The organism is Archangium lansingense, assembly GCF_026626635.1.
In the GTDB taxonomy this organism is placed as follows: Bacteria; Myxococcota; Myxococcia; order Myxococcales; family Myxococcaceae; genus Archangium; species Archangium lansingense.
Genome location: NZ_JAPNKA010000001.1, coordinates 3,746,684 through 3,769,370 on the forward strand (window position 1 = coordinate 3,746,684; position 22,687 = coordinate 3,769,370).

Below are 22,687 nucleotides of genomic sequence, written 5' to 3' on the forward strand. Positions count from 1 at the left end.
GAGCTGGAGAGGTTTGCCCGAGGTGGAGGTAGACGCGGTACGAGCCGAAGGAGCCCCCACCCGGCACCACGGCGCTTCCCACTCCTCCGTGAGGACACCAGCCAGCGAGGTCAGACCAGTCGTGTAATCTCCGCAACCCCTGAGGGGGATGGATCCCCCGGGATTACGGCCTATGACCTCTTCTCTTCGGTTGTTCGTGGCGCTCTCCCTGGGAGGCGCGCTCTTGTCCTCTGGATGTGGACTGGGTGTCCCACCGGATGAGGCTGGCCCTCAACTCAACGTCGGGTTCGAGGATGAGATCGATTCAGGAATCCCAGGGACCGTTGACCTGGATTGCGATGGCTTGTCGGACTACGAGGAGTCCATCTCCGTGCTCGAGGGGGGGCTGAAGACGCACCCGACCTCGCAGGACACGGATCAGGACGGCATCCCAGATGGTGTCGAGCTGGGACGCACATCGAGCATCGAGTTGCGCTGTGCCTTCGTGACCCTGGCGGATGCGGACCCCTCTACCCGTACGCACCCGGCGCTAGCGGACTCGGATGGGGATGGTCTGAAGGATGGGCAGGAGGACCTCAACCGCAACGGCCGGGTGGATCCGGGCGAGACGGACCCGAATGACGCCAGCAGTGGCGGAGGGGTGCCAGATGGAGGCGGCGCCCCGCAGGATGGTGGGACCCAGGAGCCGGTGGACGCGGGCTCCCCGGTGGACGCAGGCTCGCCGACGGACGCGGGCTCCCCGGTGGACGCAGGCTCCCCGGATGATCCGAGGGCTCCGGACAGGGACCTGGACTGCGATGGCGTGCCGAATGGGCAGGAGTACGACGTTGTCTACTCGGGCGGACTGAAGACGCACCCGGTCTGGGAAGACACGGATCAGGACGGCATCCCCGATGGTGTCGAGTTGGGCATCACGGCGGGGGTCGATCCACGCTGTGCCTCGGTCCCGGTGGATATGGACCCCTCCACCACGACGCACCCGGTGGTGGCGGACACGGATGGCGATGGGCTGCTGGATGGGCAGGAGGACACCAACCACAACGGCCGGGTGGATCCGGGCGAGACGGACCCTCGCGATGGCAGCGACGGCGCTCCGAACACGCCGGCCGGTCATGCCTGTGCGCCCCAGAACCTGCGGCAGGTGAGCTTCACGGAGGATACTGGCGGTGACCTCCGTCTGGCGCTCCGGCCCTCCTTCCAGGAGGTCCGGCAGCTCCTCGTGGGCGGCAATGGCCGCGGCCTCATCGGCTATGACGACACCCACAAGGTGGCCTTCATCGCCTACACGCGTGGCCAGGTGGGCAGCTCGACCACGGCGGTGAACGACGAGCTGGGCGTGCGCGGCCAGTTCCTCCCGCCGGTGACGTCCACCACCGTCACCACCCAGACCTTCACCACCTGGGATGGCCACCCGGCGGTGCTGGCCCACTACGACCAGTCCACGACCACCAACCTGCGCGACTACGCCAACTCCGTGGCCAACACGCTGGTCGGCTCGGGGGCTGGGGTGCTCTCGGGGGGCGCGGGAGTGAGCGGGCCGTACAAGATCCAGGCGCAGTACGTCCACCGTTCCAACCAGAGTGTCGTGGTGGTGCTGGCCATCACGCCCTCCAGCCGTTTCGTGGAGCCGGGGCTCTTCGTCATGGGGGACACCGCGGGTGGCTCGGCCCTGGCACGGTTCGGTGACACGGACGCGCTGCAGTGCGAGACCTTCACCGCGAACAACGGCATGACCGACTTCCTCTTCGTAGTGGACGACAGCGGCTCCATGGAGACGTCGCAGAACGCACTGGGCCAGGCCGCCACGGCCGTGGCCAGCCGGCTGGGAAACTCCCAGCTCGACTGGCGCATCGGCATGGTGAGCTCGTCCTACACGCAGACCGGTCTTGGCCTGCCCAACGCCGGAGTGTTCCGCGGCTTCACGCGCAACATCGATCAGTTCAAGGCGTGGCTGCAGAAGACCGCCCCCTGTCCCGACACCACCCAGGGGTGCTGGATCGGCACCAGTGGCTCCAGTGACGAGAAGACCCTGCACGGCGCGCGCGCCGCGGTGGACTACATGACCCACTCCGCCACCCCCGCCGACAAGAAGTTGCGGCCGGGCGCGAAGCTGGTGGTCATCCTCCTCACCGATGTTCGCGACTCGGGCGATGAAGGCACGCCCGTCAGCACGTACGTCAACTACTTCATGGGTGCCAACCCCACCGGCCAGCTCATTCCCATGCACGGCATCGTCTGCGACGCGGCGGGTGGCGAGTGCTACCCGGGCGAGCCCATCAACAACCCGCGGCACGTGGACGTCATCCAGGCCACGGGCGGCATCTCGGGCAGCATCCGCAGCACCGTGTCCATCCAGAACACCCTCAACGCCATCATGGACAGCGCGATCGCTTCCTCGGGCTACCGCACGCTCAAGCCGCCCATCGGCGCCTCGGTGCGGGTGGCCGTGGAGTCGGTGCTGGATCCCTTGTCGTGCAACGCGAATGACCTGCCGCGCAGCCGCGTGAACGGTTTCGACGTGGACGGCGTGAACCAGGTGCTGTCCTTCTACGGTGCGTGCCGCCCCAGCGTGGCGGGCTCGACGAAGGCCGCCGTCTCCTATCGCTCCTGGTCCGACCTCACGCCGTCCTGGGCGCGAGAGCCCTGACGTGTCTGGCCCTGCCCTCCAGTGGGTATTGGGCCTCTCTCTTCAGGAAGCCCTCGGCAAGGCGGGTTGCTTCGCCGAGGGCTTCTGGCTGCGCGGCAGGGAGATTCGCGTTGCTTGCAGTTCTGCAGGGCCTTCGTTTCGACTCACTGCTCGAGCCGGCTTCCCGCGACAACTGCATTGACACTCACCGCAGCAGACTCAGGGGCACGCCCAGACGCCGGCGAAGCAGGTACACGAATAGGTGTTCCCGAACGCGCAGCAGTCCATTTTCAAACCGCTCTTGGGGCAATGCGTCAGGTCGAGTTGCTCGCAAGCCGGCGTTCCGGAGGCGCAGACCGCGGACTCCACGGAGGCCGTCGCGGGCTCCTCGGACTGAACCTCGACATCGGATCCTCCGCAGCCCAGGAGAGAGACACTGAACAGGACCGCTACCGCAAAGAAAGACCGCTTCACGGGACACCTCGGGTGGGTTGAGTGAGACAGCGCACCTTAACCGAGTTTCTCCCGATGGAGCCGCCGAATGCTGTTGCTGGGCCTTCCGGGTGAGCTCCTCCCACTGGAGAACGCGCTTCCCTCGCTCTTCGACGAGCAGCAGGGTGGTGGCCAGCAGTGGCGCCAGCGCACGGAGGTGGAGCGCCGCACGCAGGGCTCGCCCGGCACGCCGGTGCAGGTGACGGTGCGGCGCGAGGGCGGCTCGGTGCCGACACTGCTATTGACCCGGGCCTATTGACCCGTGGGCGTGATACACGCCGAGTCACACGCGGAGGACTTCCGCGTCGGGCGCGCCCCCCGGCGCGTCAGCCCATGGCGCAGGCCTGGGCCTGGAGGGTGAATGCAGACAGGTTGGGTCTCGGGACGCCTCGTCTTCGTGATGCTCTGCGGTGTCTTCGTCCTCTCATGCGAGCAGAAGGGCACCCTGTCATCCTCGGCGGAGGCAGTCGCCCTGGCGCGGACATACTTCCCCGAGCTCGCCGCCGACGTGACGGCGTCCCCTGGAGCCAACCTCGCCGAGGCAGAGGGGCCCCGCGTGGGCCTCGTCACCGAGGTCTCCCTCGAGGGGCTCACCGCGCCGCTGGTGGCGGCCCCGGGCTGGTCGTCGACGGCCAGCATGGCGAGTGAGAGGTCGCAGCACGCCTCGCTGCTCCTGCCCGACGGCGATGTCCTGGTGGCGGGCGGCGTCAACCGGAATGGGTTCGTGACTTCCGCCGAGCGTTTCGATCCGGAGACCGGCACCTGGGCCTCCGCCGGAAGTCCAGGCATCTCGGGAAACACCACGTCGGGCGTCCTGCTTCCCACCGGGAGGGCGTTCGTCGTGACGGATGGCAACCGGTCGGCAAGCATCTATGACGCCGCGACGAACACCTGGTCCGCCACGGGGGCGATGTCCGCGACTCGCACCCTGCCCACCGTCACCCTCCTGTCCTCGGGGCAGGTGCTCGTCGTGGGAGGCTCCAGCCTGAACACGGCGGAGCTCTACGACCCCGCGACGAACACCTTCACGGCCACCGGCTCCATGTCCGTTGCCCACCGGGCTCACACAGCCACCTCGCTGAGGGATGGCCGGGTGCTGGTGGCCAGCGGCTTCAGCAGCGCCATGGGAGAGGTGCCCGTCGCGGAGTTCTATAATCCGGCCTCCGGGACCTGGTCGTTGGCGGCGCCTCCCCTCGTTCCCCGGCACTATGCGAGCGCGACGCTGCTCCCCGATGGTCGTGTCCTCTTCGCGGGAGGCTTCACGAGCGCGGGGGTCACCAACCACGCGGAGCTCTATGACCCGGTGGCCAACACGTGGACCGCCACCGGTGCGCTCGTCCATCCGCGAAACGGGCACACGGCCACCCTGCTGCCCAATGGCAAGGTCCTGGTCCAGGGAGGCTCGGACGGGGCGCGCAACGCGCAGGCCGTGTCGGAGCTGTATGACCCGGCGACGGGAACCTGGGCCGCCGCCGGTACGATGGCGGTGGCTCGCGAGAATGCCACCGCCACCCTGCTGACAACGGGTCAGGTGCTGATCATGGGAGGCCACAGCTCGAATCCGGGCACGGCCTTCTATGCGAACGTGGAGCTCTATGATGCCTCCGGCGACCGCTGGGCTCCGGCTGGCAATCTCGTGCAGGGCCGGGGCTCCGCCGCCGTGCTGCTGCCTTCGGGACAGGTGCTGGCCGCAGGGGGCCGGGGCGCGAGTGGCGTGCTCGGGATCGCGGAGCGCTACACGCGCGCGAGCAACACCTGGGCTCCCGCCGCCTCCCTGGCCACCGCGCGGGAGCGCGCCACGTTGAGCCTGTTGCCGTCCGGCCAGGTGCTCGCCGTCGGAGGTGGGAATGGCGGGGGGCCGCTGGCCTCGGCGGAGCGGTACGACCCCTTGGCCGATGCCTGGACGCCCGCGGGCTCGATGACGACCGCCAGGGATGGGCACACCGCGACGGTGCTGGGCTCGGGCCGGGTGCTCGTGGTGGGCGGCGCGGGCACGGGGACGGCGGAGCTGTATGAGCCGGCTGCCAACGCGTGGAGCTCCGCTGGCTCGGCCGCCACGCCCCGTTCGCGTCATGCGGCCGTGCTGCTGCACGACGGCCGGGTCCTGGTGGCGGGGGGCGAGAACGGAGGCGCACCGCTGGCCTCGGCGGAGCTGTATGACCCGGCCTCCAACACGTGGGCCCCTGCCGCGAGCCTCTCGCAGGCACGGACCTCCTTCACCCTGACGCTGCTGCCGTCGGGCCGGGTGCTGGCGGTGGCGGGGACCTCGCTCGCGGCGGAGCTGGCCTCGGCGGAGCTGTATGACCCGGTCTCCAACACCTGGGCCCCGGTGGGGTCACTGGCCAGCCCGCGCGCATTCCATTCGGCCGCGCTGTTGCCCTCTGGCCGGTTGCTGGTCGTGGGAGGTCAGGGGCCGGGGGGAACGGTACTCGCCACCGCGGAGCTGTACGACAGCGCGACCCGTACCTGGAAGCTCGCGTCGGGCCTCGCGGCCCAGCGGCTGCGCTTCGACACCGTCGTCCTGCCCTCGAACGAGGTGCTCGCGCTGGGAGGGCAGGGCGCCGGGGGCGCGTGGCTGGCGAGCGCCGAGCTGTACGAGGACACCGGGGCGCAGCCGGCCTGGCGTCCGGTGGTGACGGGGCCCGACGTGGTGATGCACGCCTGTTCCGCACGCATCACAGGCACGCTGTTCCGGGGCATCTCCGGAGCCAGCACGGGAGACTACAGGGACTCCGCGACGAGCTTCCCGCTGGTGCGGTTGCAGGCGGCCGAGGGGCGCCGGCTCTGGACGTTGCCGGGCACCGAGATGTCCGCCACCGGCGTGACGGTGCCCATTCCCGCCCGCGTGACGCCAGGTGCCTATGCGCTCTCCGTCTTCGCCAACGCGAGAGGCGGCGGGCGGATGGTGACGGTGTTGGAGAACACCTCGCCAGTGGCGGAGGACTTGACGGTCTCCACGCCGTACGGTGAGCCCGTGAATCTGTCGCTGGTGGCGACGGATGCCGAGGCGGATACTTCGTTGACCTTCGTCATCGTCACCCCTCCGGCCCACGGGACGCTGAGCGGTACGCCCCCCTCCGTCACGTACACGCCCGAGCCGGGCTACCTGGGGCCAGACAGCTTCTCTTTCCAGGCACGGGACTGCGGCCTGGACAGCAACGTCGCCACCGTGACGCTCGCCGTGGTCGACCAGACGCCTCCGGAAATCATTTGCCCGGAGGACCTGGTGGTGGAGGCGACGGAGCCAGCGGGGGCGCCGGTGACGTATCCCCCCGCCACCGCGACCGACGCCATCACCGCGAATCCCCAGGTGACGTACTCGCCGCCGTCGGGGAGCACCCTGCCGACGGGGACGACGACGGTCACCGCGACAGCGGAGGATGAGGCGGGCAATCAGGCGATGTGCTCGTTCACCGTGACCGTTCAAGCCCGGGTGGTGTCGATTGCCGGCGGTGGCTGTCAGGCCGCCGGTGGAGGTGCGGACGCGGCGCTGGTCGTGCTGTTGCTCCTCGCCGTTTGGGCGGGCCGCCGACGCCGCGAACAGGCACGGACCTGTGTGCTCGTCGCGGCCCTGGCTGCCACCAGCGCCTCGGGGCAGACGCCCTCCAGCCCCCTGGTTGCATTCGACGTGGAGCGCTTGCGCCTCAGCGCCGCCGCGACGGACTCGCTGCTGGTGGACTCCGGACGACTGCTTCCCGTTGGCGGCTATCGCCTCAGCCTCCTGACCAACTACGAGCGCGGCATCCTGGTGCTGCGGGGCAGTGATGGGGACGACCGCTCCCTCTTGCACTATCGGACGTCGGCCTGGCTCATGGGGGCGTGGTCTCCGATGGAGCGCCTGGAGCTGTCCGCCCGGCTGCCGGTCATCATCTCCCAGGGTGGCCATGGCGCGGAGACGCTGGTTGGTGTCTCCAAACCTTCGTCCTCGGGGCTGGGGACGCCGGAGGTGGGAGGACGCTACGCGCTGCTCCGGCGCGAGGACGGGGCGCCGGTGTCCCTCGCGGTGGGGCTCGACGTGGGGCTTCCGGGGGGAAGTGCGAGTGCGTTCGGACGCCAGGAGCATTGGGCCGGGTTCCAGTTCTGGCCCCGCGTCTCACTGGGTCGCGAGGTGGGAATGTTCGTGCTGGGAGCCAGCGTGGGCGCGCGGGTGAGATCGAAGGAGGTCGAGCCGGGCCGCGACGTGGGCACCGAGCTGGAGCAGGCGCTGGTGGTGGCCACTCGGGGGAGCGGTCTTCGCGGCGAGCTGGCCCTGCAGGTGGCGGAGTCGCTGGTGCACCCGGACGTGGCGGTGGAGCTGCTCGGCGGGGTGCGGCTGCCTATCGGACGTGGCTTCGAGGTGAGTGCGCTCGCCGGGCGTGGCTTCACCGACATCCCGGGGACGCCCTCGTGGCGGGCGGGGGTGGGAATCGCCTGGGCTCCACCCCCTCGGCCCGAGGACGTCTGCCAGAACGGGCGGAAGCACACGCCCGAGCAGTGCCCCGACTCCGATGACGACGGGGACTCCGTGCCCAACAAGGCGGACCGCTGTCCGCTGGAGGTGGGAGTGCCGAGCCTGCAGGGCTGCCCCGAGCTTGTCTCGCCTCCGGTGAAGGAGGCGCCGGTGAAGGAGGCGCCAGTGAAGGAGGAGCGGCTCTCCCTGGCGGGCCGCAAGATCGTCTTCGCGGTGGGCCTTGCCGAGATTCAGGGGGACGGCGCGCGCATACTGGATGAGATTGCCGAGCTGCTGAAGTCGCGGCCCAAGGTCTCGCTCCGCATCGAGGGCCATACGGACAACTCGGGACAGGAACAGCTCAATCTCACACTGAGCCAGGAGCGTGCGAATGGGGTGCGGACCTACCTCATCCAGCGAGGCATCGCGGGCTCTCGCCTCGAGGCCCGGGGCTACGGTCCGTCGCGTCCCGTCTCATCGAACGACACGCCGGCAGGCCGAAGCGAGAACCGTCGCGTGGAGTTCATCATCACGAATTGATGCGGAATCGAGGACTGCGAGTTCATTGCGCCGCCATCTCCCGGGCTATCAGGGGCGGCACGCCGTACCGGTAGTCGAAGTGGTACTCGCCCGTGGCATTGATGGTGAAGGTGAGCCAGGTCCAGGGCTCGCCCTGGCCCTCGGGCGGGTGTGCCTGCAGGGCCGCCAGCGCCTCGATCGCCTCCAGCGACAGGTCCACGTCGGCCTTCTCGCCGGCTAGGAACCGATTGGCGACATAGATTTCCGAGCGGTCGTCGCTCCACGCGAAGTTCTCGTACTGCACCTCGATTCGTTCCCACGGCTCGGGGACGGCGTCGAGCAGCGCCCCGATGAACTGTTCCTGGAGTTCCAGCATGTCCATGTCAGCTACCAGCATCCCTCTCCCGGGGGGCGAGGGGAAATGAGAGGGGTGATGCGGCGCAGGACTCGAGCGCCTTCTTCAATTCCCAGACTCCGATAGAGTCACCACACCATGATGAAAATGCTTCGCTTTGCCGTGATGGGCTGGGTGCTGTGTTGCGCCTCACCAGCACTCGCCGCTCCTTATTGGGGAACCTTCCAGTCGGACGCCTGCACGGGCGTCGGCCAGCGTCAGAAGTCCTCTGTGCTCTGGGGCATCCCCTCGGGAACCTCGTGGGAGACCGCCTGCGCGAATACGGGCGCCACCATCGATGGGCGCTGGTACGCACGGCCGAATCGCTGCGTGCGGACCAGCACCAACATGTGGGGCGAGTTCGACGTGCCCGACACCTCGTGCAATCCCAACTGGAGCACCTTCAAGCAGGATCGGTGCACGGACTCGGGCCGGCGCCAGCACTCGGCGCAGTTGCTGAACATCCCTCCCAACACCTCCTGGGAGAGTGCGTGCCAGGCCACCGGCGCCACCGTGGCCGGCTACACCTTCCTGCGCCCGACCCGCTGCGTGAACAAGGGCACCTCCGGCATGTGGGGCGAGTTCGAGGTGAATGACACCACCTGCAACCCGGTGACGGAGTGCAACTCCTCCCTCCCGGCTGGCACCTTCACCAAGTCCGGGAACAGCGGCTCGGTGAGCTGTGAAGCCTTCTGCGCCAACCGTGACGCCAACTGGGGCCAGCGCGGCACGTGTGTGCGGGGGCTCGTCACCAGTGGCCCTCATGCGGGCAGCTGCCTGGCCTGCACCGACGTCGCCGCCGATCAAGGCGACACCGGCGTCACCTGCACCTGCAAGGCGCCCGCAAAGGGCTTCGCGGATCTCCATGCGCATCCGTTCGCCAACCTTGCTTTCGGCGGCCTGGCCTTCTACGGCAAGGCCTACGGTCCCCTCAGCTCCACCCTGCCGTGGTGTGACACTGTCCATGGGCCAGGGGGCACTCGGGACTCCTTTGGCAGCATCATGGCGACCCTCGGCTACGGCACGGGCGGTTCGGGCCATCGGGTGGGCGGCTATCCGCAGTACGACGGCTGGCCCCGCTGGAACAGCTACACGCACCAGTCCATGTATGAGGATTGGCTCTACCGCTCCGTGCAGGGCGGTCTGCGGCTGCTCGTGATGCTGGCCGTCAACAACCAGGACATCTTCGGCTTCCCCATCTACGCCACGAAGGCGCCGGGCCGCACGGGAGAGGACATGGAGGCGGTGGATCTCCAGATCGCCGAGGCCTACGCCATGCAGAGCTACCTCGACAACAAGGCGGGCGGCGCGGGGCGCGGCTGGTTCCGCATCGTGAAGACTCCCGCGGAGGCCCGCACCGTCATCGCCCAGGGCAAGCTGGCGGTGGTGCTGGGCGCCGAGGTGGACTACCTCTTCGACTGCCGCCGCAACAGCTCGTGCACGAGCGCGTATGTGGAGGAGCGGTTGGACCATTACCAGGCCATGGGCCTGCGCCACCTCTTCCCCATCCACTTCAAGCAGAACGCCTTCGCGGGCTCGGCGCTCACCAGCATCACGACCGAGGGAGACTCTCGCGACTGCAAGCAGGAGGGCTACGTCTACAAGCGAGACATCGCCAAGGATCCCATCTGCGGCGCGCAGGGGCTCACGACGCTGGGCCGCACGCTGGTGCGCGGAATGATGCGCCGGAAGATGCTGATCGACATCGACCACATGTCGAAGCTGGCCTTCGATGACACCCTGGGGATGGTGGAGCCCTACGGCTACCCGGTGGTGAGCGGCCACACCACGCTGTTCGATACGGCCCGCGGCAACAAGCGCCACGAGGGAAGCCTCAAGGCGGAGCAGCTCCAGCGCATCCGCAACGTGGGCGGCATGGTGTCGCTCATCCTGGACCAGGGCAATCGCGACGAGATCCCCACCTGGCGCGGCGCGGGTCAGCCGGTGGTGGACCACCAGTGCGGCAGCACCTCGCAGAGCTGGGCCCAGGCGTACCTCTACCTGACGAAGCAGCTGAGCGGGATGCCGGTGGGCTTCGGCACGGACTTCAACGGCTTCGCGGGCCTGCCGAGCCCCCGCTTTGGCGCTGAGGCGTGCCACGGCGGCAGCTCCGCCGCGCAGGTGGCCCGAACGAGCTACCCGCTGAGCATCGCCGTGGAGAACAGCGTCACGAAGCTGGAGCGCAGCGTGGTGGGCAACAAGGTGTTCGACATCAACGAGGATGGCGTGGCCCACGCGGGCATGATGCCGGACTTCATCTCGGATCTCCGCCGCCAGGGTCTGCGCAGCCAGGATCTGGATCCGCTGATGAACTCCGCCGAGGGCTACCTCCAGGTCTGGGAGCGCGCCGAGGCCATTGGAGCCACCGTGCCCTGAGCGGGTGGAATGCACTGGGGGCCTCATCCGCACCGAGGCCCCCGAGTAGTCGTCTCCAGAGGCAATTGTCAGTCGTTGGCGGTACGTTCCGACGACTCCCTTTGGTCCTGGGGGAGCAATGACTACGGTCAGCCAGGACATGGCCCTGCGGGAAGCTCCGCCGTGCCCATTCATTCCCAGCTGTACTTCGTGCTGTCTGGAGACCTTCGTGACCACCCAACGCGTAAACATCCTGGCGCCAGAGTTCCGGGCCAATCCCCACCCCAACTTCGCCGAGCTGCGCCGCAACACCCCCGTCGTCCAGGTGGAGCCCGCTGGGTTCTGGGCCATCTCCCGGTATGACGACGTGGCCTTCGTCATCAAGAATCCCCAGCTCTTCTCCTCCGAGGGCTTCAAGGCAGCGTGGCAGCCCGCGTGGGTGGGGTACAACCCGCTCGCCAACTCGATGCTCGCCCAGGACGGGACGAATCACACCCGGTTGCGGAAGCTGGTGAGCCGGGCCTTCAACGCCAGCGCCACCACCCGGCTGGAGGCGCCCATCCGGAAGACCGCCCACCTGCTCGCGGACGAGCTGGCCCAGAAGGGCGAGGCGGACTTCGTCTCCATGTTCGCCATGCCGCTGCCGGCGTTCGTCATCGGCGAACTGCTCGGGCTGGACGGCTCGCTCCACCATCGGTTCAAGGCGTGGTCGGACGACTTCGTTGGCGTCACCCCCGAGCCGATGGGTCCCGAGCACGCCCAGCGCACGCTCGCCTCGATCGCGGACCTCACGCGCTACCTCACCGAGGTCATCGAGGCACGCCGCCGCTCGCCCACGGATGATCTGGTCAGCGACCTGATGAGCGAGGAGGTGGAGGGACAGCACCTGACGGACCGGGAGATCGTCGACTTCCTGGTGCTGCTGCTCATCGCGGGCCTGGAGACGACGGTGCACTTGCTGTCCAACTCGCTGCTCTTCCTGGCCGAGCGCCCTGACGAGCTGGCGCGGCTGCGCGCGGATCTCACGTTGGTGCCCAGGTTCATCGAGGAGATGCTTCGCTACGACCCTCCCGTCCAATCGGTGCCGCGCATTGCCATGTCCGACGTGACGATTTCCGGAGTGAAGATTCCCAAGGGGGATGTGGTGCTCGCCATCATCGCCTCGGCCAACCGGGACGAGCGCCATTACACCGAGCCCGATCGCTTCGATCTCCACCGCGAGCAGCCCGGTCTGTCCTTCGGGTATGGCGTCCACTACTGCATCGGCGCGCAGCTGGCCAGGATGGAGGCCCGCTGCGGCCTGGAAGCACTGCTCTCGCGCTTCAGCGGCTTCAAGCGGACCTCCACGAGTCTGACCTGGAGCCAGGCCATCACGGTGCGGGGGCCGCACGCCCTACCGCTCCGGTTCATCCCGGCCTGAGCGGTGGGCTCAATTCCCCGCGGGGGCAGCCCGGTCCGGTTCTGAGCATGAGGACTGCCCCCTGGCTGGCGGTTTGCCGCCGCCGGGGGGACGGGGTTGAATGGCGTGCGTGGCCCCTGCACACCCCAGCCAGAAGGAGGATGAGGAGGACCTGGCGGCGTTCGAGCTTCCGTTCTTCCAGCGCCTCGTCGTGCAACTCTGGGCGATGGTGCTCGGGCTCATCACCCGGCTGACGGACGCGGTGTTGCTGGTGGGGCGTCCCGCGCTGGTGCGGCCCTATGTGGGCCTGTGGCTCGCCGAGCGGCTGCGCTCGCCCTACCGGGCCCGGCGTTCCTTCGAGGTGGTGCTCGCGCTCCGGGCCACGGGTCAGCGAATGCGCGAGCTCATCTACGGGGAGACGCCCCTCATGTCGGCGCTCTGGGTGTTCCGGCGCGCCGGCGTGGGCCCAGGCAGCCGGCTGGTGGACCTGGGGGCGGGGCGGGGGCGGGTGCTGCTCGCGGCGCGGTGGCTCGGGGCCGAGGCGAGGGGGGTGGAGTTGCTCGCCGAGCATGTGACGCGCATGGCGCACTGGTTGGCCCCCGCCGGCATCACGCTCGTGCAGGGGGACGCGGCCCAGGCGGACTTGTCGGACGCCACCCACGTCTTCACCAACTGGCTGGCGCTCACCCCGGAGACGAAGGCTCGGCTCGTGGCGCGCTTGCGCACCTGTGCGCCCGGCACGCGCGTGCTCACGGTGCTGCACCCCATCGAGGCGGAGGACTTCGTGCGCCTGTCGAGCCACCGTGTCCTCTTCACCTGGGGCCTCGAGCGCGTGTGGCTCCACGAGTACCGGCCCTCGACGTGGAAGCCCACCCCTCCGACGTCCTGATTTCCTGCCTCGCCGCGGCCTCGGGCTTCACGCTACCGCCGGCTCCCACGAGACTCCGCCAGGCTCTCTCTCCCGGGCCTCCAGCGCGAGGTGGGCGTACCGCAACCCGCATCGCGGTGGCACTCATCACCGTCTCACCGAGGACCTCCCAGGGTCCGGACGAAGAACTGGTTGATGTCGTCGAGATAGTAGCGCGCCAAGGTCGACTGGGGGTTATGGGGCTGCCCTGGCATGATGAGCAGCTCGAAGTGCTTGCCCGCGCGGATCAGCGCGTCTGCCATGCGCATGCTGGAGGACTCGCAGGCCGCCCTCCCAAGAGGGGGGCGCAGGGCCCGTGGGCCGTACTATGAGGTGTCCATTCGATCGGAGACCCCTATGACCCGTTACACGCTGCTCGCGCTCTTGCTGGTACTCACCTCTGTTCTCTCTGCCACCACGGTCTCGTGCGCGAGCGCTTCGCTCTCCGCGCGCGCCGCGGACGCGGACGCGGAGCTCGCTCTCTTCGCGTACGACCGCAGCGCCCCGCTCGCGCTCGAGACGGAGCGGTTGTCGGTGGAGGATGGCGTGGAGGTGCACAAGCTCTCCTTCTCGAGTCCAAAGGGAGGTCGCGCCACGGGACGTCTCCTCGTGCCGCAGCGGGAGGGGAAGAAGGCGGGCATCGTCTACATGCATGGTGTTCCTGGCAGCGCGGAACAGTCCCTCCCCCGCGCCCTCCGACTCGCACGCCTGGGCGCGGTGGTGGTGGCGGTGGATGCTCCCTTCGCCCGGCGCAACGCGTCTCCGGTGAGCTTCACGCCCGAGGATAGCGCGAGCCAGGTGCAGCTCATCGTGGACCTTCAGCGCGCGGTGGACCTGCTGCTCGAGCGGCCGGATGTGGAGCCCGCCCGAATCGCCTTCGTGGGGGGAAGCTTCGGTGGAGCGGTCGGGTCGCTCTTCTCTGGAGTGGAGCGGCGCCTCACCACCTACGTGCTCTTCGTCGCGGACGGCGGCGTCATCTCACACTTCACGTCGCCCGATGGTTCGCTGCAGGAGCCCATCGCCTCGATGCCTCCTGCGGAGCTTGAGCCCTGGCTCGCCGCCATGCGTCCATTGGAGGGCACCCGCTGGGTGGGCCGCGCCAGGCCCGGTAGCATCTTCTTCCTGAACGGCCGCGAGGATCCTCTCGTTTCGGTCGCCAAGGCCGAGGCCCTGCACCGTGCCGCGGGTCCCTCTCACGAGGTGCGTTGGTACAACTCGGGCCACAAGCTCCCCGACGAGGCCTGGCGGGACATGTTCCAGTGGCTTCATCAGCGCGTGGGCACGGACGCCCCGGCTGCCCACGACTGAGCCTGCCCTGGCTCTGCACACACCCGCCTCGGCGGCTGCGCCGGGCTGAATTCCGTCGCGACGGTGGCCTGGCTGGCTCTCTCGAAGCGATGGGCCGTGCTGATCGCCTACGAGTACGGTGACAGCTTCTGCGAAGGGGACGAGCCGGACCCCATTGCCGAACGCAAGACGCTCCACGCCGAGGGGCTGAAGGCGTACCGCTCCGGCGACTTCACCACCGCGGAGGAGCGCTGGAGGAAGGCCTTGCCTCTTGGCGAGGCCGTGAGCGATCTCGGGTTCATGCTCGAGCAACGCGGCCGCTCGGAAGAGGCCGAGGGCTGGTTTATCGCGGCAGCCGCTTCCTATCACCGCCCGGTGGCGTGGCTGAACCTCGCGGATCTCTATTGGAAGACGGGGCACCGCCCCCTCGCCGCGAAGGCCTACCGGAACTACATCGACGCGTTCACCCTGAACGCGCGACCGAAGCCCAGCGAGCCAGCTCCCTCTCCGGTAAAGCGCGCCCTGAAACGGGCCTCGAAGGCTGCCGGCCGCTGAGCGGCGGCTGCAAATTGACGGGCACGTATCATCCGCTGGGCGGGATGACCGAGGAAGCTCAAGCAGGGAGATCGTTTCCTGGAGAGCGCGGGCGTGAACCGGGATTGGCCCGAGGGCCGTGGAATCTATTACTTCTGATGAAGATGCAAAGGCCCGTGGTGGCGGTCCGCCACGCCAGGGAGCGCGCGCGGCTTCCCAGCGTGGCCAGAGCATCCTCCGGCTCGGGACGAGCAGCGCCTCCCTACCGGGACTCGATCCTCCCGTCGGGCCGGAGGAAGCGCTCCACTTGATCGCGCCCAGCCGCATCGCGCCTCACTCCTTCGTGGACGGGGTTGTCCTGAGACGGCAGGTCCGCCACGGTGCCCGGCAACGGCTCCGGCAACTGGAAGTCGAACTGCACCAGCGCTGACCCCTCCAGCGCTCCCTGCTCAGGCGGGAGCATGGGCACCTCGCGCGTGGCGGGGAGCTGCTGAACCAGGCCCAGGGCGCGGGCGTGCAGCTCGGTGGCCACGTTGGGGACCTGGGCGTCCCCCAGGCCATACTGCACGAGCAGCCTGCGCGATGCGGGAGCGCCTGGGTAGGGCGACGCCAGGACGTGGGGCGCGTAGGTGAGGGGATCGATGCGGTCGAAGCCCGTCTGCAACAGCGCGGCGAACTTCTGCTGGTCGAGCGCATCCGGTACGGTCTGGGCGATGGCGCCCAGGAACAATCCGAAGGGTCTGGCCCGGAACATCATCAGCGAGAAGTCGGCTCCTCCCACGCTCAGCACGCCGCGCTCGATGTGTGGGCTGAGCGCCAGGTAGGTGCCCCCGAGGATGTGGCCCTGGCTGATCCCATAGAAGTACGTCTGCTCCGGGTCGTACACGAGCACCCCATTGTCTCGCAGAGCCGCGACGTCCTTGAGCGTGGTGCGCGCCGCCTGGGTGACGGCGATCTGATTGACCATGGCCTGGTGCACGCGGTCGGTGAAGCGCAGCGTCTGCCCCGGAGCTCCGCCCATGGCGGCCAGCACTCCAGGCGCGTCCGCGGAGGACATTCCCCACCAGTCCACCGTCACCACCACCATCTTCGTGGCTTGGATGAAGGGCCGCACGAAGCTGCCATCCGCCTCGCCCCGGCCTCCGAAGAAGCCATGGCCGAACTGGAGCAGGCGCACCGGGGCGGCTGACTGCCCCCAGACGCTTCGAGGAATCTGCAGCGTGAAGGGCACCTCCACCTCACCGTTCTGCCGCACGCGGCCCTGCGCGTCCCGGGCGAGCAGGGCGCCCGGCTCAGCGCTCTCCAGGAAGAGCGGCACGCGCAGGGAGCCAGTGATGCGCCGGGCAACGTTCGCGTCCACGTCATCCCTCACCTCGCTCACCGAGACCGCGGGCGGGTGGGCCTCCAGCGCCTCCAGGGCGAGGCGCCGCACGTCGAGCATGTCCCGAGTCACGTTCTCCTGCGACTCGGTGGTGAAGTCCCACGCGAGCTGCAGTTCGGAGCGAGGGATGCCCGCGGCTTCCAGCCTGGGGAAGATCTCCTGCTCGTACCGCTGGGCGAGCGGCGCCAGGAGCGGATCCCCCTGGGTCAATCCATCCCGGATGCGGCGGAAGCCCTCGGGCGTGGGGACCTGGCTCCCATCCTTCGCCTTCAGCCCGCGCAGCGCGACGATGTAGCGGGCCTGGTTGCGCAGCCGGACGAGCGGCCGCAGGAGCAGCGCGCGGCGGTCCTCGCCGGGAGCCCTCGGGTCCTGCTCGGCGAAGTGGAGCACGCCCTCTCCGCGCTCGGCATCGAGCAGCACCGTCGGGCCGTCCTTCGCGGCGGTGGGTCTGCCGACGGAGGGGAGCTGGGATGCGTCCACTCCCCCCGGGAAGAGGGCGAGGATCTGGGTCCCATGAGACCAGCCGTCTGCCGGATGCAGTTCCGTGAAGTCGAAGACCGCGCCGCTCTGCGACTTCAGCTTCACGGCCTCGGTGAACTTCACGCGATGCCCCGAGGGCAGGGCGGAGTCCTCCGCGAGGAAGTAGTCCGAAGGGAAGGGGAGGAGGCAGTCGCTCTCCGCGGCGATGGGGTTGCATCCCTCTGGCACCTCGAGGGCGGGCAGGTTCGGCACGGGCTCCTCGCTCGAGCATGCAGCACCCGCGAGCAGCAGCGTCAGCATCCCGGTGAAGCTTCCTCGCATCCATTCCCTCATACGTTCATGGCTCCTTCGTGTCCGAGAGCGCGCCCAGGAGACGCAAGGACGCAACCCTCTCATGAGAGGAATGGGTGGTCGAATGGGCGGCCGTCTTGAGGTCCTCTTCGGGCGCACCCTTAATCAACGACTTCGGCTTCCCTCGACAGGGGCCCCATTCCCCCATGTTCGAGACAGCGGACCCTCACGAAGAAAGGGGCCGTCCCCCTCGCGGGAGACAGCCCCTGGCACCTCAGGCGGTGAAGGCGCGGACTACCTGCTCCCCAGGCCGTACACCTCGCTCGTGTACTGGCTGGCGTTGCTGAAGCCCGCGGTGATGAGCACCCGGCCATCCGGCAGCGGCGTGGCGGTGTGCTCGTAGCGGCCCTGGCTCAGGGGGCCGGTGGCGCACCACGTACCGGAGCGCGAGTCATACAGCTCGGCGGAGGTGTGGATGCCCGTGGAGGCATCGTAGCCGTGGCCGGGTCATGCACCTCCGCCGAGTCTGTGAAGCCGTTTACACCAGAGGAGTGAAGCCGTTCTCTTGCGTCCAAGGGGACTTGAAGCCGTACGTGCTCTAAGCTGGGGGAACCATGCTCGCCAGTGCCTCGACCCTGCCCACCCTGGAGACGCCCCGCCTGCGCCTGCGCTGGATGACGGAGGCGGACATCCCCGCGCTCTTCGAGCTCTTCTCCCAGTCCGAGGTGACACGCTATTGGAGCTGGTCCGCGTACACCGAGCTGGCACAGGCGGAGCGGCTGTTGGGGAACATCCACAAGCACTTCGCCGAGCGCTCGCTCTTCCAGTGGGGCTTCGCCCGGCGTGAGGACGACCGGATCATCGGCACCTGCACCCTGGCGGAGCTGAGCGGGGAGCACCGGCGCGCGAGTCTCGGGTATGCGCTGAACCGCGCACACTGGGGCCACGGCTACGGGCGTGAGGCGGTGGGCCGGGTGGTGGAGTTCGGCTTCACCTCGCTCGAGCTGCACCGGCTTGAGGCGGACGTGGACCCGCGCAACACGAGCTCCGTGAAGGTGCTCGAGGACCTGGGATTCCAGCGCGAGGGCTACCAGCGTCAGCGCTACTCCCACAACGGCGAGATACAGGACGCGGTGCTGTACGGACTGCTGCGGCCGGAGTGGCGGTCAGGTTGCGTATAGGACGCAAGGGGGCTCTGTAGAGAGCAGGGAGTTGGAGCAGAGCGGCAGGGGAAGGCTCACGCACGCGAGCACGTCCTGTGCGATTTTGGAGGTGCTGCTGGGCTGATAGGCTCCGGCAAATGCCTCGGTACGCCACCATCGATGTGGGGACCAACGCAGTCCTCCTGCTCGTCGCCGACCGCCAGCCCGATGGCCGCTTCCAGGCTGTCCGCGAGCGCGCTGAAATCACCCGCTTGGGCCGGGGCGTGGACAAGCGCCGCCGCCTCTCGCCCGAGGGCATGGAGGACACCCTCCATGTGCTCTCCGATTTCGTCTCCGAGGCCCGGAGCCTCGGTGCGGAGGCCCTCGCCGTGTCCGCCACCAGCGCCGCGCGCGATGCGGAGAATGGTGCCGAGTTCCTCTCCGCCGCCAAACAGCGCGCCGGCGTCACCGTGGACATCATCTCCGGCGAATTGGAGGCGCAAGCGCGTGTGCACGGCGGCACCCTCCTGCTCGTCCAATTGGAGGCGCTGGCGGACAAGCTGTGCGGGTTGCCGCTCGCCGAGCGCCAGAAGCTGCCCGGTCTCCAGCCCAAGCGCGAGGACGTGATTCCCGCCGGCGCTCTCATCCTGCTCGAGGGCCTTCGGGCACTCGGGCTCGACCGCTGCCTCGTGAGCGACCGGGGCCTGTGTTGGGGCCTGCTCGCGCACCGTTTCGGAGCCACCCACTCATGAGCACCTCTTCCTCGGGACATAGGACGAGCGCGTCAAGCACGGAGCCAGGCTTCGGCTTCCGCCCGGGTACGAACGAATCGCACCAGGGGGTGTGTTCGATGTTCGTAGGCAAGTTCCTTGAAGCGCTCGCCGTGGGCTTCCGGGTGGGGCACGACGAGTGCCACGCGCAGCCGGTAGTTCACGAACTTCTGAAGGAACTCGCCCGCCAATCCACTGCGAAGGTTGAAGAACTCCGGGGCGAGCTCCTCCTCGGTGAAGAGGATTCCCTCCGCATCGAAGCATGCGCCGATGGCGTCGGTCACATCCCGGACGGAGCGGATGGAGATGCTTGCTTCCGAGGCAACGAGGACTCTGCGTTCTTCGCTCATGGTTTCTCCTCTCGGCTACGGGCCTGGCGCAAGGACCGAGCCGGAGGAGTCTGCCTGACCTGGAGCATGCGCAGAGGGGTTCATTTGACGCATACGTAGCGGCACAGCCGCTCCAGGCCCTGCTTGTCGTTGGCATGCAGATGCGTGCTGGCGTGTAAGGATATGTAAGGCGCTGGGGGCGAGCGCGTACGCGGAGATTTTGAAAAACCGACCGATGAGTTCGGCGGCCGGGGGCCGTCTATGAGGCAAAACATCGCAGTCTCATGGAGGAACCCCCGTGTCCGCGAAGCTCATCGCCACCCTTTTGCTCGTAGTCGCCGCCGGTGCCGTCGCTGCCCCGAAGGCGGGTAAACCAAGCGCCCCCGGCAAGTACGCGAAGGTGAACGGTCTCGAGCTCTATTACGAGCTCCACGGCTCGGGTCGGCCGCTCATCCTGCTGCATGGCGGTCTTGGCTCCAGCGGGATATTCGGAGAGAACCTTCGTGCGCTCGCTAAGCACCGGCAGGTGATCGCCGTTGACCTTCAGGGCCACGGTCGCACCGCGGACATCGATCGTCCGCTGAGCGTGGAACTGATGGCGGATGACATCGCCGCGCTGATCAAGCACCTCAAGCTCGGGCGGGTCGACGTGATGGGCTACTCGCTCGGGGGCGGAGTGGCGCTCCAAACCGCGATTCGTCACCCGGCGGTGGTGAACAAGGTCGTCGCGATCTCGGCGGTGATTCGGCGAAGCGCGTACCACTCGGAGATTCTAGAGCAGCAAGGCCAGGTCAACGAGGGTGCTCTCGAGATGATGAAGCAGACGCCGATGTACCAGAGCTATGTCGAGATCGCGCCGCGTCCACAGGACTTCGGGCGGCTGCTGGCCAAGATCGGCGAGGCGATGAAGCAGGACTTCGACTTCTCGAAGCAGGTCGCTCAGATCCAGGTGCCAGTGCTGGTGATGGCGGCGGACTCGGATCTCTTCCCGCCCTCGCACGCGGTGGAGGTGTTCGGTCTGCTCGGCGGCGGCAAGCGTGACGGAGGGTGGGACGGTTCAGGCCGGCCGAAGTCGGCGCTCGCGATCCTCCCCGGGCTCACGCACTACAACATCTTCGCGGATCCCCGAATCGTCTCCACCACACTGCCCTTCCTCGATGAGGCAGCACGGTAGCTCGGGTCCTCCCGGCCTCGAGCAGTTCCTCCTGGCTTGAGCCTGCCCCGACTCCGAGGACGTCCCAAGGCTCCTTCATCTTGTCTTGGGGGTCCACTGAATCGGGGCAATCCCACCGGCGAGCGTCATGCCGTCAGGTGCAGCCGAGGCACAGCGCCGCTCACGGGCAGCAGGCAGGGCGTGAGCGGCGCGGCGAGCTACTCCGAGTACTCGTACTTGCCGACGAGGCGCCAGTTGCGGTTGTAGCTGTGGCGCGTGGAGAACCAGCCGCTGTGGCAGCTGCCGGTGTTGCTGGCGACGTAGCCGTAGACGAAGCCGTTGTGGACGTGGGCGTTGAGGGTGGGCGTGCCGGGGTTCTCGCAGGGCTGGGTGACGCGGACGGCCTGGTAGGCGGCCTCGGCGAGCACTTCTTCCTGGCCCTCGAAGTCGTAGATGGAGTGGACGCGGTTGGCGGTGAAGGTGGCGAGCTGGCTGGTCTGCTGGGCGTCGCTCTGCGTGAGGAAGAACTGCAGGTTGGCGAGGGCGGCGGCCTCGGAGGTGATCGAGCCGGTGAGGCGGTGAACGGCGCCGTCATTGTCGGAGAGCGCGGCGCGGATGGCGGTGATGCCGGACGAGCCCTGGTAGACGGAGGTGTCGCCCCAGGTGAAGCTGAAGGCGGTGCCGGCGGTGTAGGCGTTGAGCGCGCAGGAGCCGTCGGCGCCGGCGGTCTCGACGATGATGATCTTGCGGAGGCGGTACTCGGGGTTCACGAGGGCGAGGCACTCGTTGCCAGCGACGCCGTCGTAGTTGGCGGCCGGGAGCACGGCCTCGACGATGTTGTAGACGCGGAACGAGGGATCCGTGGCCTGCTGCTCGGTGGCCTGGAGGGTGTCGGTGTCCGTCTCGGCGCCGAGGCAGCCGGCAGCGACGGAGGAGGCGAGGAGGAGGGAAGAGAGTCGGAGGGAGGTACGCATGGCTGCGGAAGCTATCACGCGTGACTGACTCGCTCGTGAACACTGGGTGTCAGGAGGGGGTCGTTTACATGAAGTAGGTCATCTCCAACGCGAACGTCCTGTTCGGCGGCCCGGCTCAACCTCGTGTTACGACCCCGCATTCCTCTTTTCAGGAAGGCGGGGCTGGGGCTCGAGGGCGGTGCCGCGAGGCTCCTATGCACCGGGCAGCAAGAAGATCTGCACGCGCCCGGAGTTGTCGGAGACGGGGTTGTCGGAGAAGCGCACCTGCAGCGCGTTGTCCTCCCCCATCAGCTCATAGGTGTACCGGTGGTCGGTCGCGTTGAAGGAGGCCGTGCTGGCCGGGTGCTTCCAGGTCTTCCCACCGTCCAGACTGACCTGGATGGGGCCATGTCTCACGGGAGCAGTCCCCGGGGCCTTCACGCCGGCGAAGACGAACTCGGGGTCGAAGCCGACATTGCGGTTCGGTACGCCCGGGCTCGGAAACATGGGCGCGGGCTCCGGCTGACCGGATTGCGCGCCAGGGACGATGTTGTTCCCCCACACGTTGAAGGTGCCCTGCATCGTGACGCGATACGGCGTGCCTTTCTTGAGCACCAGCTGGCTGGGAACGGGGGCGGCGCTCCGGGTCTCGAGCCACAGCTCCTCGGCCGGCAGCACGAAGATCTTCAGGCGTCCGAAGTTGTCGGTGACGGGCTTGTCGGCGATGCGCACCTGCAGCGCGTTGTCCTCCCCCAGCAGCTCATAGGCGTACTTGTGGTCGGTCGAGTTGAAGGAGGCCGTGCTGGCCGGGTGCTTCCAGGTCTTCCCTCCGTCCAGGCTGATCTGGATGGCGCTACTTCTCAGGGGCGCGGTCCCCGGGGCCTTCACGCCGGCGAAGACGAACTCGGGGTCGGCGGCGACATTGCGGGTCGCTACGCCCGGGCTCGGAAACATGGGCGCGGGCTCCGGCTGACCGGATTGCGGGCCAGGGACGACGTTGTTCCCCCACACGGTAAAGGTCCCCTGCATCGTGAGGAGATACGGCCTGCCTTTCTTGAGCACCAGCTGGCCGGGAACGGGGGCGGCGCTCCGGGTCTCGAGCCAGAGTTCTTCCTGCTGCGCCCAGGCTGAAGTGGCTGCCAACACCAGCAACCCCGCGCAGCGCGCGGCCAGTTGCGACAATCCTCGCATAACGTTCATCTCCATCGTTTCAGGTCATGGGCTGCGCGGTGATTCAGGACAGCTA

The 22,687-nt window shown here is 68.2% G+C and carries 18 protein-coding genes; 12 read left to right on the top strand and 6 right to left on the bottom strand.

Going from position 1 to position 22,687, the window contains the following annotated elements:
- Nucleotides 1–172: 172 nt before the first annotated feature.
- The 3 genes from cglD to OV287_RS15280 all read left to right on the top strand — a co-directional run bounded on the left by cglD (nt 173) and on the right by OV287_RS15280 (nt 8,087).
- On the top strand, nt 173–2,647 hold the full coding sequence (cglD, locus tag OV287_RS15270; protein ID WP_267534746.1) for an adventurous gliding motility lipoprotein CglD: 2,475 nt from the start codon (nt 173–175) through the stop codon (nt 2,645–2,647).
- A 520-nt stretch (nt 2,648–3,167) separates the two neighbouring features.
- Entirely contained in the window at nt 3,168–3,377 is a 210-nt protein-coding gene (locus OV287_RS15275; protein ID WP_267534747.1) for a hypothetical protein, read from the top strand.
- A 102-nt stretch (nt 3,378–3,479) separates the two neighbouring features.
- Nucleotides 3,480–8,087 (top strand): OmpA family protein, encoded by a 4,608-nt coding sequence (locus OV287_RS15280; protein ID WP_267534748.1) that lies wholly within the window; start codon nt 3,480–3,482, stop codon nt 8,085–8,087.
- A 22-nt stretch (nt 8,088–8,109) separates the two neighbouring features.
- Here OV287_RS15280 and OV287_RS15285 read toward each other — a convergent pair whose 3' ends face one another.
- Nucleotides 8,110–8,463: a hypothetical protein gene (locus OV287_RS15285; protein WP_267534749.1), complete on the bottom strand. Its 354-nt coding sequence runs from the start codon at nt 8,461–8,463 to the stop codon at nt 8,110–8,112.
- A gap of 96 nt (nt 8,464–8,559) precedes the next feature.
- Between OV287_RS15285 and OV287_RS15290 the strand changes: the two genes are divergently transcribed.
- The 4 genes from OV287_RS15290 to OV287_RS15300 all read left to right on the top strand — a co-directional run bounded on the left by OV287_RS15290 (nt 8,560) and on the right by OV287_RS15300 (nt 13,103).
- A complete protein-coding gene (locus tag OV287_RS15290) occupies nt 8,560–10,836 on the top strand; it encodes a membrane dipeptidase (protein WP_267534750.1) in 2,277 nt (758 codons plus the stop codon).
- 9 nt (nt 10,837–10,845) lie between these two features.
- Complete coding sequence (locus OV287_RS56440) at nt 10,846–11,178, top strand: hypothetical protein (RefSeq protein ID WP_373371829.1); 333 nt, start codon at nt 10,846–10,848, stop codon at nt 11,176–11,178.
- A complete protein-coding gene (locus tag OV287_RS15295) occupies nt 11,066–12,235 on the top strand; it encodes a cytochrome P450 (RefSeq protein WP_373371912.1) in 1,170 nt (389 codons plus the stop codon). Before OV287_RS56440 ends, OV287_RS15295 begins: the two co-directional genes overlap by 113 nt.
- Nucleotides 12,236–12,344: 109 nt before the next feature.
- Nucleotides 12,345–13,103, top strand: a complete 759-nt coding sequence (locus OV287_RS15300; RefSeq protein ID WP_267534752.1) for a class I SAM-dependent methyltransferase — start codon at nt 12,345–12,347, stop codon at nt 13,101–13,103.
- Between the two features lie 134 nt (nt 13,104–13,237).
- Here the strand turns inward: OV287_RS15300 and OV287_RS15305 are convergent, their stop codons facing one another.
- Nucleotides 13,238–13,390, bottom strand: coding sequence for an alpha/beta hydrolase family protein (locus OV287_RS15305; protein WP_267534753.1), 153 nt, complete (start codon nt 13,388–13,390; stop codon nt 13,238–13,240).
- Between the two features lie 88 nt (nt 13,391–13,478).
- On the opposite strand from OV287_RS15305, the gene OV287_RS15310 reads away from it, so the two are divergent.
- Nucleotides 13,479–14,429, top strand: coding sequence for an alpha/beta hydrolase family protein (locus OV287_RS15310; protein WP_267534754.1), 951 nt, complete (start codon nt 13,479–13,481; stop codon nt 14,427–14,429).
- Nucleotides 14,430–14,492: 63 nt separating this feature from the next.
- Nucleotides 14,493–14,963 (top strand): tetratricopeptide repeat protein, encoded by a 471-nt coding sequence (locus tag OV287_RS15315; RefSeq protein ID WP_267534755.1) that lies wholly within the window; start codon nt 14,493–14,495, stop codon nt 14,961–14,963.
- Between the two features lie 241 nt (nt 14,964–15,204).
- Here the strand turns inward: OV287_RS15315 and OV287_RS15320 are convergent, their stop codons facing one another.
- Entirely contained in the window at nt 15,205–17,124 is a 1,920-nt protein-coding gene (locus tag OV287_RS15320) for a hypothetical protein (protein WP_267534756.1), read from the bottom strand.
- A 584-nt stretch (nt 17,125–17,708) separates the two neighbouring features.
- Here OV287_RS15320 and OV287_RS15325 point away from each other — a divergent pair.
- Nucleotides 17,709–18,275, top strand: a complete 567-nt coding sequence (locus OV287_RS15325) for a GNAT family N-acetyltransferase (RefSeq protein ID WP_267534757.1) — start codon at nt 17,709–17,711, stop codon at nt 18,273–18,275.
- A 119-nt stretch (nt 18,276–18,394) separates the two neighbouring features.
- A complete protein-coding gene (locus OV287_RS15330; RefSeq protein WP_267534758.1) occupies nt 18,395–18,988 on the top strand; it encodes a Ppx/GppA phosphatase family protein in 594 nt (197 codons plus the stop codon).
- A gap of 32 nt (nt 18,989–19,020) precedes the next feature.
- Here the strand turns inward: OV287_RS15330 and OV287_RS15335 are convergent, their stop codons facing one another.
- Nucleotides 19,021–19,356 (bottom strand): DUF4180 domain-containing protein, encoded by a 336-nt coding sequence (locus OV287_RS15335; RefSeq protein WP_267534759.1) that lies wholly within the window; start codon nt 19,354–19,356, stop codon nt 19,021–19,023.
- A gap of 277 nt (nt 19,357–19,633) precedes the next feature.
- Between OV287_RS15335 and OV287_RS15340 the strand changes: the two genes are divergently transcribed.
- On the top strand, nt 19,634–20,509 hold the full coding sequence (locus tag OV287_RS15340; RefSeq protein WP_267534760.1) for an alpha/beta fold hydrolase: 876 nt from the start codon (nt 19,634–19,636) through the stop codon (nt 20,507–20,509).
- Nucleotides 20,510–20,706: 197 nt separating this feature from the next.
- Here the strand turns inward: OV287_RS15340 and OV287_RS15345 are convergent, their stop codons facing one another.
- Both OV287_RS15345 and OV287_RS15350 read right to left on the bottom strand, forming a co-directional pair.
- A complete protein-coding gene (locus tag OV287_RS15345; protein ID WP_267534761.1) occupies nt 20,707–21,462 on the bottom strand; it encodes a hypothetical protein in 756 nt (251 codons plus the stop codon).
- A 192-nt stretch (nt 21,463–21,654) separates the two neighbouring features.
- Entirely contained in the window at nt 21,655–22,632 is a 978-nt protein-coding gene (locus OV287_RS15350; protein WP_267534762.1) for a hypothetical protein, read from the bottom strand.
- Nucleotides 22,633–22,687: the final 55 nt, after the last annotated feature.